The 13,038-nt window shown below is 75.1% G+C and carries 14 protein-coding genes; 8 read left to right on the top strand and 6 right to left on the bottom strand.

Annotation, left to right across the window (positions count from 1 at the left end):
• Positions 1-4 precede the first annotated feature (4 nt).
• The 5 genes from ACI79E_RS05055 to ACI79E_RS05035 form a co-directional block, all read right to left on the bottom strand.
• On the bottom strand, positions 5-298 hold the full coding sequence (locus ACI79E_RS05055) for a DUF1416 domain-containing protein (RefSeq protein WP_456931453.1): 294 nt from the start codon (positions 296-298) through the stop codon (positions 5-7).
• A 6-nt stretch (positions 299-304) separates the two neighbouring features.
• Complete coding sequence (locus tag ACI79E_RS05050) at positions 305-1,132, bottom strand: sulfurtransferase (RefSeq protein ID WP_456931452.1); 828 nt, start codon at positions 1,130-1,132, stop codon at positions 305-307.
• A 290-nt stretch (positions 1,133-1,422) separates the two neighbouring features.
• On the bottom strand, positions 1,423-1,776 hold the full coding sequence (locus ACI79E_RS05045; RefSeq protein ID WP_456931451.1) for a thioredoxin family protein: 354 nt from the start codon (positions 1,774-1,776) through the stop codon (positions 1,423-1,425).
• 43 nt (positions 1,777-1,819) lie between these two features.
• Positions 1,820-2,509: an LmeA family phospholipid-binding protein gene (locus ACI79E_RS05040; RefSeq protein WP_456931450.1), complete on the bottom strand. Its 690-nt coding sequence runs from the start codon at positions 2,507-2,509 to the stop codon at positions 1,820-1,822.
• Positions 2,510-2,519: 10 nt separating this feature from the next.
• A complete protein-coding gene (locus tag ACI79E_RS05035) occupies positions 2,520-3,341 on the bottom strand; it encodes a hypothetical protein (protein WP_456931449.1) in 822 nt (273 codons plus the stop codon).
• 281 nt (positions 3,342-3,622) lie between these two features.
• On the opposite strand from ACI79E_RS05035, the gene ACI79E_RS05030 reads away from it, so the two are divergent.
• From ACI79E_RS05030 to ACI79E_RS04995, 8 genes are all read left to right on the top strand, one after another.
• The gene (locus tag ACI79E_RS05030; RefSeq protein ID WP_456931448.1) at positions 3,623-4,354 is read left to right on the top strand and encodes a winged helix-turn-helix transcriptional regulator; all 732 of its coding nucleotides are present in this window, start codon (positions 3,623-3,625) and stop codon (positions 4,352-4,354) included.
• A gap of 7 nt (positions 4,355-4,361) precedes the next feature.
• Positions 4,362-5,303 carry a mycothiol synthase gene (gene mshD / locus ACI79E_RS05025; RefSeq protein WP_456931672.1) on the top strand — a complete coding sequence of 314 codons (942 nt, stop codon included), beginning with the start codon at positions 4,362-4,364 and terminating at the stop codon, positions 5,301-5,303.
• Positions 5,304-5,554: 251 nt separating this feature from the next.
• On the top strand, positions 5,555-6,667 hold the full coding sequence (gene pstS / locus ACI79E_RS05020) for a phosphate ABC transporter substrate-binding protein PstS (protein WP_456931447.1): 1,113 nt from the start codon (positions 5,555-5,557) through the stop codon (positions 6,665-6,667).
• Positions 6,668-6,783: 116 nt separating this feature from the next.
• Positions 6,784-7,734 (top strand): phosphate ABC transporter permease subunit PstC, encoded by a 951-nt coding sequence (gene pstC / locus ACI79E_RS05015; RefSeq protein ID WP_456931446.1) that lies wholly within the window; start codon positions 6,784-6,786, stop codon positions 7,732-7,734.
• A complete protein-coding gene (pstA, locus tag ACI79E_RS05010; RefSeq protein WP_456931445.1) occupies positions 7,734-8,819 on the top strand; it encodes a phosphate ABC transporter permease PstA in 1,086 nt (361 codons plus the stop codon). The genes pstC and pstA overlap by 1 nt, the downstream gene beginning before the upstream one ends.
• Positions 8,820-8,840: 21 nt before the next feature.
• The gene (pstB, locus tag ACI79E_RS05005; protein WP_456931444.1) at positions 8,841-9,620 is read left to right on the top strand and encodes a phosphate ABC transporter ATP-binding protein PstB; all 780 of its coding nucleotides are present in this window, start codon (positions 8,841-8,843) and stop codon (positions 9,618-9,620) included.
• 123 nt (positions 9,621-9,743) lie between these two features.
• The gene (locus ACI79E_RS05000; protein WP_456931443.1) at positions 9,744-10,193 is read left to right on the top strand and encodes a helix-turn-helix transcriptional regulator; all 450 of its coding nucleotides are present in this window, start codon (positions 9,744-9,746) and stop codon (positions 10,191-10,193) included.
• Between the two features lie 5 nt (positions 10,194-10,198).
• Positions 10,199-10,609, top strand: coding sequence for a VOC family protein (locus ACI79E_RS04995; RefSeq protein WP_456931442.1), 411 nt, complete (start codon positions 10,199-10,201; stop codon positions 10,607-10,609).
• A 10-nt stretch (positions 10,610-10,619) separates the two neighbouring features.
• Here the strand turns inward: ACI79E_RS04995 and ACI79E_RS04990 are convergent, their stop codons facing one another.
• Positions 10,620-12,773 carry an LCP family protein gene (locus ACI79E_RS04990; RefSeq protein WP_456931441.1) on the bottom strand — a complete coding sequence of 718 codons (2,154 nt, stop codon included), beginning with the start codon at positions 12,771-12,773 and terminating at the stop codon, positions 10,620-10,622.
• Positions 12,774-13,038 lie beyond the last annotated feature (265 nt).

The following is a 13,038-nucleotide window of genomic DNA, read 5'->3' as shown; positions in this document are numbered from 1 at the left end:
CCCCTCAGTCGATCGCGACGGTGGTCTCGTTCAGGCCGACCTCGGCGGTGACCACGCGCTCGCCCTTGCCGACCGAGGCGAGGGAGCGCAGCTTCCACTGGCCCGGCGCGGCGAAGAACCGGAACTCACCCTCGGGGCTGGTGACGACCTCGGCGGTGAACTCGTCGGTCGCGTCGAGCAGCCGCACGTAGGCGCCGGCCACGGGCGCGCCGTCGTGCCAGACCGAGCCCTGGATGACCGTCTGGGTGCTCAGGTCGATGCCGGCCAGGCCACCGCCCTGCTTCGGGGCTCCGCACATGTCAGCTCACTTCTCGATCGGGACGCCGACCAGCGAGCCGTACTCGACCCAGCTGCCGTCGTAGTTCTTGACGTCGGACTTGCCGAGCAGCTCGCGCAGCACGAACCAGGTGTGGCTGGAGCGCTCGCCGATGCGGCAGTAGGCGATGGTCGCCTTGCTGTCGTCGAAGCCCTGCTCCTCGTAGAGCTTGGCCAGCTCGGCGTCGGACTTGAAGGTGCCGTCCTCGTTGGCCGCCTTGCTCCACGGGATGTTCTTCGCCGTGGGCACGTGGCCGGCCTTCTGCGCCTGCTCCTGCGGGAGGTGGGCCGGGGCGAGGATCTTGCCGGAGAACTCGTCGGGCGAGCGCACGTCGATGATGTTCTTCGAGCCGATCGAGGCGACGACCTCGTCGCGGAAGGCACGGATCGACAGGTCGGGCTCGCTGGCCACGTACTGGGTGGCGGGGCGCTCGACCGGGTCCTTCGACAGCGGGCGACCGTCGAGCTCCCACTTCTTGCGGCCGCCGTCGATCAGCTTGACGTCGCGGTGGCCGTAGAGCTTGAAGTACCAGTACGCGTAGGCGGCGAACCAGTTGTTGTTGCCGCCGTAGAGCAGCACGGTGTCGTCGTTGCTGATGCCGCGCGAGGACAGCAGCGCCTCGAACGCGGTCTTGTCGACGAAGTCGCGGCGCAGCGGGTCCTGGAGGTCCTGCTTCCAGTCCAGCTTGACCGCGCCCTCGATGTGGCCGCCGTCGTAGGCGGTGGTGTCCTCGTCGACCTCGACGAAGACGATGCCGGGAGCGCCGATGTGCTCCTGGGCCCAGTCGACGGAGACGAGCACGTCGTTGCGGCTCATGGGGGGTGTTCCTCCCTGTGGTCGGTGCGGGGTTCGGTCAGGCGGTTCGCGCGGGGCGGGCCCGCGGTGTGGTCTGGTGCGGGGTGCTCCCGGGGCCTTGACGGGCCTGCCGGCGTCGGTCCGGGGACCGGGTGCGGGCTCGCGCGGCGGGCCGGCCGGACGGCGTCCGGGGCGCGTCCGGGCGAGGCGGGCTCGCCCTCAGGCGCCCGGACACAGGCAGCTGCCGACGCGGCACAGGTCGACTGTGCGGCGCGAGGTCAGCAGGATGCCCACGGCGCGAGGGTAACGGATCACACGTCCCACCCGTCCCGCGCACCGGTGGCGCCACCCACATGGGCGTCGACCAGCGCGGTCAGCTCCGCGGCCCGCGGAGCCCCGCTGCTGCGCCCGACGAGGGCACCGGAGCGGTCGAGGTAGAGCAGCGTCGGGGTGCGGCGGACGTCGAGCTGCCGCACGGCGTCCAGGTGGCTCTCCGCGTCCACCTCGACGTGGGCCAGGCCCGGCCGGGTCGCGCCCAGCTGCCGCAGCCGCGCCCGCGTGGCGCGGCACGGCCCGCAGAACGCCGTCGAGAACTGGACGACGGTCAGGTCGACGTCCTGGGGGCGCACGCCCAGGCCCGCCAGGACGGCGGCGGTCTCGGTCATCCCCCGCCCCAACCCGGCCCGTCGGCCGGGGATTCCCGCGGGTTCAACCGCGCAGCACGGTGTCGGTCGCCTCGACGGCGACGTCCACGCCCTCCTCGCCGGGGGTCACACCGGTGACGTGCAGCCCGAAGGGCAGCGGGGGGATCGGGTAGCGCAGGTCCAGCAGGTCCGCGGCCCGGTCGACGACGAAGCCGGGCACGTCCACCCCGGCGCCGGAGGCCTCGGACACCTCGACGACCACGGCGTCGCCGTCGAGGGCGACGGTGCCGACCGCGGTCAGCGGCACGGTGAAGCCGGCCAGCTGCACGGTGCTCTCGATGCGCAGCCCGTCGCCCTCGCGGGTCAGGGTGGTGCCCGGCCCCAGCTGGCCGGACAGCAGCGCGTAGGAGAGCGTCGCCGTCCCGTCGACGCGCTCCACCGGCACCTGCTCCACCGAGCCGGACAGGACGTCGGACAGCGGCACCTCCACACCGTGCAGCCGGACGTCGGCCCGGGTGCCCTCCGGCTGGCCCAGCTCGGCCGCGGTGAGGGTGATCCGCACGTCGTCGTACCGCCCGGCCACCGCCTGGGTGAGGAACGGGAAGCCCTCGATGTCGACCTCGGGCCGGCCGGCCAGCTGCCCGCGCTCGGCGATCGCCTGCCCCACGCGGTCCTCGGCGATGCCGACCCCGACCCGGTCGGCGAGGACGGCCAGCCCGCCCAGGAGGAGCAGGACCACCAGCAGCGCCCGCACGGCCGACCTCCTACAGCGCGTTCTGCAGGACGAGGGAGAAGGCCACCGGGGCGCACGCGGCGAACGGCAGGACCGTCTGCACCAGCGGCACCGCCCACGCCGTCCGCGGCCCCTCGGCCACCACGTAACCGGCCGCCAGGCCGACCAGCGCGGCCACCCCCGCCAGCGCCAGCCCGAACAGCAGCACGGTGACGACGTCGGCCAGCTGCCCGCTGCCGTGCCGGGCCAGCGCGACGGCGGTGCCGGCGAGCACCGCGACGACCAGCCCGACGACGCCACTGGGCACCCCGTCGGCGACCGCCGGCCGGGGCAGCACCAGGTCGACCAGGTGGCCCGCGACCACCGCTCCCCCGACCACCAGCAGCGCCGTCGTCGCCGCGGCGGAGTCCGGACCGTCGGGGTCCAGCAGCACCCAGACCGCCAGCGCGGTCACCGCGCACTGCAGGAGGACCACGCCGGCCAGCGAGCCGACGACGTCCCGGCGGGGCGCCCGGCGCAGCATCTGGTGCAGCACCGCCGCGAGGAAGCCCAGGCCCGGCACGGCCAGCAGCGAGCCGAGCTCGGGACGCTCGGGCAGCACCACCAGCAGGTCGGCGCCGACGGCCGCGGCCAGGCCGAGCGCGGGGGCGCCGGCCCGGGCCGGGATGCCGGTGGCGGGCACCCACGCCGCCACCAGCGCGACCTGCAGGACGGCGACGGCGGCCAGCCGGCCGGGGCTGCCGGCGAGCTCGCCGAGCAGCACCAGCAGCGCGGCGCCGGCGGCGGCCGCCGCGACCGCGGGCAGGTGGTACCCGCGGGCCGGGGTGCCGGTGCGCAGGGTGGCCGCTGTCACCCGGTGATCGTCGCAGACGGCCGGCTCCCGATCCGCTCGACGAGCGGGCCGGTCGGGCCGCTCCCGGCGTGTCCGGGACCGGGCACGACCCGCGCGGTGTCCGCCGGTCCGGCCGCCCGCCGGAGCGGGACGCCGTCCCCGGTGCGCACCGTCACTCGTTGCAGTCCGGACACGACGGACCGGATCGGCAACCCGTCGGTTATCCTGCTGTCTCTCTCTCGACAGCGCCGTCGTGGGCCCCCGGACGACATCTGCGTCCCCGGCTCCCCTGAGGAGACGACATGCGACTCGTGCTCATGACCGCGGCGCGCCAGGCCACGACCGAGGTGCTGCCTGCCCTCGGGCTGCTGGGCCACCAGGTCCGCGTGGTCGCGCCCGAGCTGTCCAGCCTGCTCGACGGCGACTCCGGCGACGTCGTGCTGGTCGACGCCCGCCACGACCTGATCCAGGCCCGCACGCTCTGCGGGCTGCTGTCCTCCACGGGCGTGGCCTCCGCGCTGGTCGCGGTGCTGGCCGAGGGCGGCCTGGTCGCCCTGTCGGCCGACTGGGGCGTCGACGACGTCCTGCTCGACACCGCCGGCCCGGCCGAGGTCGACGCCCGCCTGAAGTGGGCCACCGCCCGCCGGCTGGCGGCCACCACCCCCGCCGACGGCGCGGACGGCGGCGTCACCCAGGCCGGCGAGCTGGTCATCGACGAGCACAGCTACTCGGCCAAGCTGCGCGGCCGGCCGCTCGACCTCACCTACAAGGAGTTCGAGCTCCTCAAGTACCTGGCCCAGCACCCGGGCCGGGTCTTCTCCCGCGCCCAGCTGCTGCAGGAGATCTGGGGCTACGACTACTTCGGCGGCACCCGCACCGTCGACGTCCACGTGCGCCGGTTGCGGGCCAAGCTCGGCACCGAGCACGAGGCGCTGATCGGCACCGTCCGCAACGTGGGCTACAAGCTCGACCAGCAGGTCGCCGACGCGACCGCGGCCGCGGCCCGCGCCGACGCCGACACCGAGCTGGTCTGAGGCCGCCCTGTCCGCTCCCCTCCCGGTCCGGGACGTCGCCCGCCTCGACGCGGCCGACGTCCCCGCGGTGCTCGCGCTGCTGCGCGCCGCGACGGCGGCCGACGGCGTCCGCCCGCTGTCGGAGGAGGCCGAGCTGCGACTGCAGCACGGCGGCCCCGCCGGCGGCCGCGACGTGCTGGTCCGCACGGCGGACGGCGAGCTGGCCGGCTACGCCCGCTTCGAGGGCGGGGACGGCACCGGGGACGCCGAGGCGGAGCTCGTCGTCGCGCCCGGCGCCCGCCGCCGGGGTGTCGGCCGGCACCTGCTGACCCGGCTGGAGGAGCTCGCCGGCCGGCGCCCGCTGCGGGTGTGGGCGCACGGCGACCTCCCCGGCTCCGCGGAGCTGGCCGCCGCCCGGGGCTACACCCGCGCCCGGGTGCTGCTGAAGATGCGCCGGGCCCTCGCCGGCGTCGACCCCGACCCGCGGCCGGCCCTGCCCGGCGACGTCCGGGTGCAGCCCTTCCGGCCCGGCCGGGACGAGGACGCGTGGCTGCGGGTCAACGCGCGGGCCTTCGCCAGCCACCCGGAGCAGGGCAGCTGGACCCCCGAGGACCTGCGGCTGCGCGAGGCCGAGCCGTGGTTCGACCCGGCCGGCTTCTTCCTGGCCTGGCGCGGTGACCCGGACGACGGCGGCACGCTGCTCGGCTCGCACTGGACCAAGGTGCACCCGCCCGGCGACGAGGGCCCCGAGGCGGTCGGCGAGGTCTACGTCCTCGGCATCGACCCCGACGCCCAGGGCCTCGGCCTGGGCCGGGCGCTCACCGACCTCGGCCTGGCCCACCTGCGCGGCCGCGGGCTCGCCGAGGTCCTCCTCTACGTCGAGGAGGACAACACCGCCGCGGTGACGCTCTACGAGCGCAGCGGCTTCACCCGGCACGCCGTCGACGTCTCCTGGCGGCGCGCGCTCTGACCCCGCGCGGGCCCGCCGACCGGCGTCCCGCCCGGCCGCTCCGCAGGGCTCCGGCCCCGTCCCGGCAGCGCGACGCGCGCGGGTTCACCGACTGGACGTGAGCTGGTCCACACCCGGTCGGCGAAGGCTCGACCGGCGTTCACCTCGCGTTCACCAGGGCACCGGGAGGCGTCCACCTGAGCTCCTTAACTTCGGCGGCGTTGGTCCTCCCCTGCCCGGCATCGAGGTCCGGGCACCACTCGAAAGGCACCGTGTTGAAGCTCAGCACCAGGTCGCGCGCCGTCGTCCTGTCGACGGCGCTGGCCGGCACCCTCGCGCTCGCCGCGTGTGGCGCCTCCAACGAGGAGAACGCCGCCGCCAGCGGTGAGACCGGCAGCTCCACCGAGCTGAGCGGCACCCTCGTGGGCGCAGGCGCGAGCAGCCAGCAGGCGGCGATGCAGGGCTGGACCGCGGGCTACTCCGGCGTGCAGCCGGGCGTGACCGTGAACTACGACCCGGTCGGCTCCGGCGGCGGCCGCGAGCAGTTCCTCGAGGGCGGCACCGACTTCGCCGGCTCCGACGCCGCGCTCGACGAGGAGGAGCTCGCCCAGGCCGAGGAGCGCTGCGGCGCCTCGGGCGTGTTCGAGCTGCCCAACTACATCGCCCCCATCGCGGTGGTCTACAACCTCGAGGGCGTCGACGAGCTCAACCTCTCGCCCGCCACCCTGGCCGGCATCTTCAACCAGCAGATCACCACCTGGAACGACCCGGCGATCGCCGCCGACAACCCCGGCGCGACCCTGCCCGACCAGGCGATCACCCCGGTCAACCGGTCCGACGAGTCCGGCACGACCGAGAACTTCACGGAGTACCTGTCCGCGGCGGCCGCCGGGGCGTGGCCGCACGAGGCCGACGGTGTGTGGCCGGTGGCCGGCGGCGAGGCCGCCCAGGGCACCTCCGGCGTGATCAGCGCCGTCGGGGCCGGCAACGGCACCATCGGCTACGCCGACCTCTCGCAGGCCGGCGACCTCGGCGTGGCCAGCATCGGCGTGGGCTCGGAGTTCGTCGCCCCGTCGGCCGAGGCCGCCGCGGCCGTCGTCGAGAACTCCGAGCCGGTCTCCGGCCGGGGCGAGTACGACTTCGCCATCGAGCTCAACCGCGACACCACGGGGTCCGGCGAGTACCCGATCGTGCTGGTCAGCTACCACATCGGCTGCATCGAGTACGACGACCAGGAGAAGGCGGACCTGGTCAAGGACTTCATGACCTACGTGATCAGCGAGGAGGGCCAGCAGGCCGCGGCCGAGGCCGCGGGCTCGGCCCCGATCTCCGACGGCCTGCGCCAGCAGGCCCAGGGCGCGGTCGACGCCATCACGGCGGGCTGACCCGAGTTCCCGCGGGTGACGGCCCGGGACGCCGCGAGGCGCCCGGGCCGTCGTCCGGCCCGGCGAGGGGGCACCCGTCGCCACGACCCATCCGGCCCACACCCCACGGAGCAACGGTGAGCGCCACCAGGACCCCGACCGAGCCCGGCACCCCCACGCCGGTCCGCCGGCCGGGCGACCGCATCTTCGCCGGCAGCGCCAAGGCCGCCGGCATCCTGATCCTCGTCATCCTCGCCGGGGTCGCCGCCTTCCTCGTGGTCGAGGCGCTCCCGGCGATGACCGCTCCCAGCGACGAGATCCCCGGCGGCGAGGGCCTGCTCGGCTACATCGCCCCGCTCGTCTTCGGCACGCTCCTCGCCGCCGTGATCGCGCTGCTCGTCGCGACGCCGCTGGCCGTGGCGATCGCGCTGTTCATCGCCTACTACGCGCCGCGGCGCCTGGCGCAGGGGCTGGGCTACGTCGTCGACCTGCTGGCCGCGATCCCGAGCATCGTCTACGGCTTCTGGGGCATCGCCTGGCTGGCGCCGCGCCTGGTGCCCTTCTACGAGTGGCTCGAGCGCAACCTCGGCTTCATCCCGCTGTTCGCCGGCCCGACCTCGGCCACCGGCCGCACGATGCTCACCGCGGGCCTGGTCCTCGCGATCATGATCCTGCCGATCATCAGCGCGATCGCCCGCGAGGTGTTCCTGCAGGTCCCCAGCCTGCACCGGGAGGCGGCCCTCGCCCTCGGGGCCACCCGCTGGGAGATGATCAGGATGGCGGTGCTGCCCTACGGCAAGTCCGGCGTGATCGGCGGCGCGATGCTGGGTCTCGGCCGCGCGCTGGGCGAGACGCTGGCCGTGGCGCTGGTGCTGTCGGTCTCCGGTGGCATCACCGTCAACCTGATCAGCAGCGGCAACCCGTCGACCATCGCGGCGAACATCGCGCTGCAGTTCCCCGAGTCCAGCGGCATCGACGTCAACACCCTGATCGCCAGCGGGCTCGCGCTGTTCGTCATCACCCTGGCCGTGAACATGCTGGCGCGCGCCATCGTCAACCGCCGGGCCGACTTCTCCGGAGCCAACTGATGAGCCAGACGACGACGGCACCGGTGGCCCCCGGCGGCACCGGTACCCGGCCGAGCGGCCGTGGCCGCGGCAGCCGGCTGCCCCGCTGGGCGCCCGGGGCCGCCTTCGCGGGTGCGCTGGTCGTCGTGGCCGCGCTGGACCTCGTGCTGGGCCTCAACATCGCGCTGTACGTCCTGTACACCGCCGTCCTCGGGACCGTGGCGCTGTACACGCTCTCCCGGGTCCTCGAGGGTCCCCGGCGGGCCACCGACCGGCTGGTCACCTGCCTGGTCGTCGGCGCCTTCGGCCTGGCCATGGTGCCGCTGGTCTCGCTGGTGTGGGAGGTCGTCCGGCGGGGCGTCGAGCGTCTGGACGGCGAGTTCTTCGGCGCGTCGCTGGTCGGCATCGTCGGCGAGGGCGGCGGCGCCTACCACGCCATCCTCGGCACGCTGATCATCACCGCCCTCACCACGCTGATCTCGGTGCCGATCGGGCTGCTGACCGCCATCTACCTGGTGGAGTACGGCAGCGGCCGGCTCAAGCGGTGGATCACCTTCCTGGTCGACGTCATGACCGGCATCCCGTCGATCGTCGCCGGCCTGTTCGCCTACGCCCTGTTCGCGATCTTCTTCGGCCCCGGCGTCCGGCTGGGCATCGCCGGTGCGGTCGCGCTCTCGGTGCTGATGATCCCGGTCGTCGTCCGGTCCGCCGAGGAGGTGCTCAAGCTCGTCCCGAACGAGCTGCGGGAGGCGGCCTACGCCCTGGGCGTCCCCAAGTGGCGGACGGTCGTCAAGGTCGTCATCCCCACCGCGATCGCCGGGCTGGGCACCGGCGTCACCCTCGCCATCGCCCGCGTGATCGGGGAGACCGCACCCCTGCTGGTCACCCTCGGCATCACCAACGGCACCAACCTCGACCCGTTCGACGGCCGCATGGCCACGCTGCCGGTGTACGCGTACTACCAGCTCACCCAGCCCGGGGTGCCGCCGGAGTTCGCCATCGACCGCGCCTGGACGGCGGCACTCGTCCTCATCATCCTGGTCATGGGGCTCAACGTCGTCGCCCGCTTGATCAGCCGCTTCTTCGCGCCCAAGACCGGTCGCTGACCGGAACCCCTGGAGGACCCCGTGGCCAAGCGCATCGACGTCTCCGACCTCAACATCTTCTACGGCAACTTCCGGGCCGTGGAGGACGTCACCGTCTCCATCGAGCCGCGCAGCATCACCGCGCTGATCGGCCCGTCCGGCTGCGGGAAGTCCACCTTCCTGCGCTCCCTCAACCGCATGCACGAGGTCATCCCCGGTGCACGGGTCGAGGGCAAGGTCGTCATGGACGGCGTCGACCTCTACGGCGCCGACGCCGACCCGGTCGACGTCCGCCGGCAGATCGGGATGGTCTTCCAGCGGCCCAACCCGTTCCCGACCATGTCGATCTACGACAACGTCGCCGCGGGCATGCGGCTGAACAACAAGAGGATGAAGAAGGCCGACCTCGACGACCTCGTGGAGCGGTCGCTGCGCGGGGCCAACCTGTGGAACGAGGTCAAGGACCGCCTGGACCGCCCCGGCGCCGGCCTGTCGGGTGGTCAGCAGCAGCGGCTGTGCATCGCCCGCGCGATCGCCGTGGAGCCCGACGTCCTGCTGATGGACGAGCCCTGCTCGGCCCTGGACCCGATCTCCACCCTGGCGATCGAGGACCTCATGACCGAGCTCAAGGAGCGGTTCACCATCGTCATCGTCACCCACAACATGCAGCAGGCGGCGCGGGTGAGCGAGCAGACCGGCTTCTTCAACCTCAACGGCGTCGGCCAGCCGGGGCGGCTGATCGAGTTCAACCCGACCGAGAAGATCTTCAGCAACCCCGACCAGAAGGCCACCGAGGACTACATCTCCGGCCGCTTCGGCTGAGCCGGACCGCACTCCTCGACCGGGGGGCCGCCGCGCACGTCGCGGCGGTCCCCTCCCACGTCCGGGCCGGACCACCGCAGAACGGGTCGACGGCGCTGCCGCGGGACCGGCACCATCGGGCCCGTGACCAGGAGGCCCACCGAGGCGGAGCACCTGCGCGACCTCGCGCTGCTGCGCCGGGTCCGCGACCGGATCGACCGGGAGTACGCGCAGCCGCTGGACGTCGCGGCGCTCGCCCGCGGTGTGCACATGTCGGCCGGCCACCTCAGCCGCCAGTTCCGGCTGGCCTACGGGGAGTCGCCCTACGGCCATCTGATGACGCGGCGCATCGAGCGGGCGATGGCGCTGCTGCGGCGGGGCGACCTGAGCGTCACCGAGGTGTGCTTCACGGTCGGCTGCTCGTCGCTGGGCACCTTCAGCACCCGCTTCAGCGAGCTGGTCGGGATGCCGCCGAGCACCTACCGGCGGCTGGCGGCGGAGGCCACGGCCGGGATCCCGTCGTGCGTGGCCAAGCAGGTGACCAGACCGGTCAGGAATCGAGAAGCGCCGGTCAGCGCGCCGTCCCTAGCGTGATCGCCATGGACATCACCATCCACCACACCTTCCTCCCGCACGACGACCCGGACGCCTCCCTGGCGTTCTACCGCGACGCCCTCGGCTTCGAGCTGCGCATGGACGTCGGCTACGGCGGGATGCGCTGGCTGACGATCGGGCCGGCCGACCAGCCCGACACCTCCGTCGTCCTGCACCCGCCGGCCGCCGACCCCGGCATCACCGACGACGAGCGCCGGACCATCGCCGAGATGATGGCCAAGGGCACCTACGCCTCCATCGTGCTGGCCACCAAGGACCTCGACGGCGTCTTCGAGCGGGTCCAGGCCAGCGGCGCGGAGGTCATGCAGGAGCCGACCGAGCAGCCCTACGGCGTCCGGGACTGCGCCTTCCGAGACCCGGCGGGCAACACCGTCCGCATCCAGGAACTGGCCTGAGGCGTCCGGCTCAGCCGCAGCTGACCGGTGCCGTGCTCGACGCGGGCTCGGTCGGGGGCGCGGGCGCGACCTCGGGGGCCGGCTCCGGGGCCGCGGCCCCCGGCGGGGGCACCGTCACCGGGACGACGGCCGAGTACCCCGGGCCGATGACCAGCTGGACGGCGTCGCCGATGGTGTCGCTGGCCTGCAGCACCGAGCCGGGGACGGCGGCGGCGACCGTGCGCGCCCGCTCCTCGGCGCCCGGGCCGTACCGGACGACGGTCTGGTTCACCGTCCCGGGCTCGTTGCCCACCGTGCCCACCCCGAACCCCTGCCCCCGCAGCAGGTCGGCGACGGTCGCGGCCAGGCCGCTGGTGGCGGTGCCGTTGAGGACGTCGACGGTGATCCCACCGGGGACGACGGTCAGCGGCTGCTCGGCCGGCGCGGGGGCGGGCTGCTCGGCCTGGGCCTCGGCCGTGGGCGGGGCCGCGGGGGCGTCGTCCGCGGCCGTCTCGGCGGTCAGCTCCGGTGGCAGCCCGCCCTCGTCGATGACCGCGTCGAACAGCGAGCGGGTCGCGCCCGCGTCGAGCAGCACGTAGGCCTGCTCGGTGCCCGCCGGCACGTACCCGACCTGTGACACCGGAAGCCCCGTCCGCTGGACGGCGTCCCCGGTGAGGTCGCCCAGCGTGCCGGCCAACGTGCGCAGGTCGCCGAGGTTGGAGTCCTCGTCGACGGTGAGCGCGCCGGAGGACCGCACCAGGAACTGGGTGAGGGTCACCGGGTTGCCGAGGGTGCCCCACGACATCGCCGTCCGCAGGGTCGCGGTGAGCAGCAGCTGGGCGCGCTCGGCCACCGCCGCGCCGGTCACGTCGGAACCGGCGTCACCGGGCGTGAGGAACGCCGACGCCTGCTCGCCGGTCACCTGGCTGCCGCCGGCCGGGAGCGGCTGTGCCGAGGCGGCCACCGCGGCGGTGGGCTGGGGCAGGCACATGGCGATGCCGCCCAGGGCGTCGACCATGCCGGGCAGGCGGGTGAGGTCGACGCCCAGGTAGTGGTCGACCCGCAGCCCGGAGACCTGCTGCACCGCCCGCACCATGCAGGCCGGCCCGCCGTCGAGCAGCGAGGCGGCGAAGGCCTCGGTCGCGGGCTCGCGCAGTTCGCCGTCGGCCCCCACGCAGGCGGGGGTGTCGACCAGGGCGGTCGGCGGGATGCTCACCAGGACCGCGCGCTCCTCGTCGGGCGAGACGTGGGCGAGCAGCGTGGCGACCGCCGCCGGGCCCTCCGCGCCGGGCAGCCCGGTGCCGACCACGAGGTAGGTGGCCGCGCCCTCCTGCAGGCGCGGGGCCAGGACCTCCGGACCCTCGGGGGTCAGCGCCTGGACCCGCTGGATGCTCTGGTCCACGTAGAAGTACAGCCCGAGGTGGTAGGCGACGACGACGCCGACCACGACCAGCAGGCCGAGGGCGGCGCGGACCAGCCGCCGGCGGCCGGGGCTGCGGGCCGCCCGCCGGGCCGCGCGCCGGGCACGGGGGCCGGGCGGGGCGAGCCGGGTGGCGCCGGAGAGCGGGACGTCGCGACCGGGGATCGGGGGCAGCGGCGCGATCGGCCGCGACGGGCGGTGGCCGGGCTGGTCGGCCAGCGGCGGGAACAGCGGGGTGGAGGGACGCCCCGGCAGCGGCGGCACCGGTGGCAGCCCGCTGCGGGCGGAGGGGGCTGCGGGGGGCGGTTCCGACGGGGGCTGCGCGAGGGCCGGCCGGAGGGCGGGTCGCGGCTCGGGCGACGAGGGTCGCGGCTCGGGCGGGGCGGTCGCCCCGGCGGAGGCGGCGGGCACGGGCGGGAAGCCGCGGCGGGGCCCGGGGGTCTCGTCGGCGGCGCGCTCGGCGGGCTGCACCCGGGCGTCGTCGGCCGGACGCTCCCGCGGTTCGGCACCGTCGCCGTCGGCGGGGACCGGCGGCTTCCCCCGCCGGTGGGCGGGCGCCTGCTCCCCGAGGGGCAGGGGGATCTCGCCGGTGCGGGCGGCCCGGCGGCGGCCGACCTCACCGCCCTGACGGGCGATCAGCTGCTCGACGGTGATGGGTTCGCGGACGGGCGCCCCCGGCTCCGGGGACGACGGCTTGCGGCGGCCCAGGAACCGGCCGGGCGCGCGGCCGTCTCCCGCGTCGTCGCGCGTCCGCTTGTCCCCCACCGGCGTCGACTTCCCATCGTCGTACCCATGGCGCCGTGACCCGCGCCGCCTGCTCCGCGCGGGCGCGGGTGACTGCGCACCGCGCGGTCGCGACCGGAGTCCACGATACGGCCGCGACGGCCCGCACCCTGCCGGACGCGGGGGGGGGGGGGGGGGGGGGGGGGGCGGGGGGGGGGGGGGGGGGGGGGGGGGGGTGGGGGGGGGGGGGGGGGGGGGGGGGGGGGGGGGGGGGGGGGGGGGGGGGGGGGGGGGGGGGGGGGGGGGG

It is taken from the genome of Geodermatophilus sp. SYSU D00079, assembly GCF_054050635.1.
This window is presented reverse-complemented; position numbering and strand designations above follow the sequence as displayed.

Excerpts from the sequence above, each read along its gene's own strand:
- ACI79E_RS05050 (WP_456931452.1), bottom strand. The coding sequence starts at position 1,132 with ATGAGCCGCAACGACGTGCTCGTCTCCGTCGACTGGGCCCAGGAGCAC.
- pstA (WP_456931445.1), top strand. The coding sequence starts at position 7,734 with ATGAGCCAGACGACGACGGCACCGGTGGCCCCCGGCGGCACCGGTACC.
- ACI79E_RS05055 (WP_456931453.1), bottom strand. The coding sequence starts at position 298 with ATGTGCGGAGCCCCGAAGCAGGGCGGTGGCCTGGCCGGCATCGACCTG.
- ACI79E_RS05030 (WP_456931448.1), top strand. The coding sequence starts at position 3,623 with ATGCGACTCGTGCTCATGACCGCGGCGCGCCAGGCCACGACCGAGGTG.
- ACI79E_RS05045 (WP_456931451.1), bottom strand. The coding sequence starts at position 1,776 with ATGACCGAGACCGCCGCCGTCCTGGCGGGCCTGGGCGTGCGCCCCCAG.
- ACI79E_RS04995 (WP_456931442.1), top strand. The coding sequence starts at position 10,199 with ATGGACATCACCATCCACCACACCTTCCTCCCGCACGACGACCCGGAC.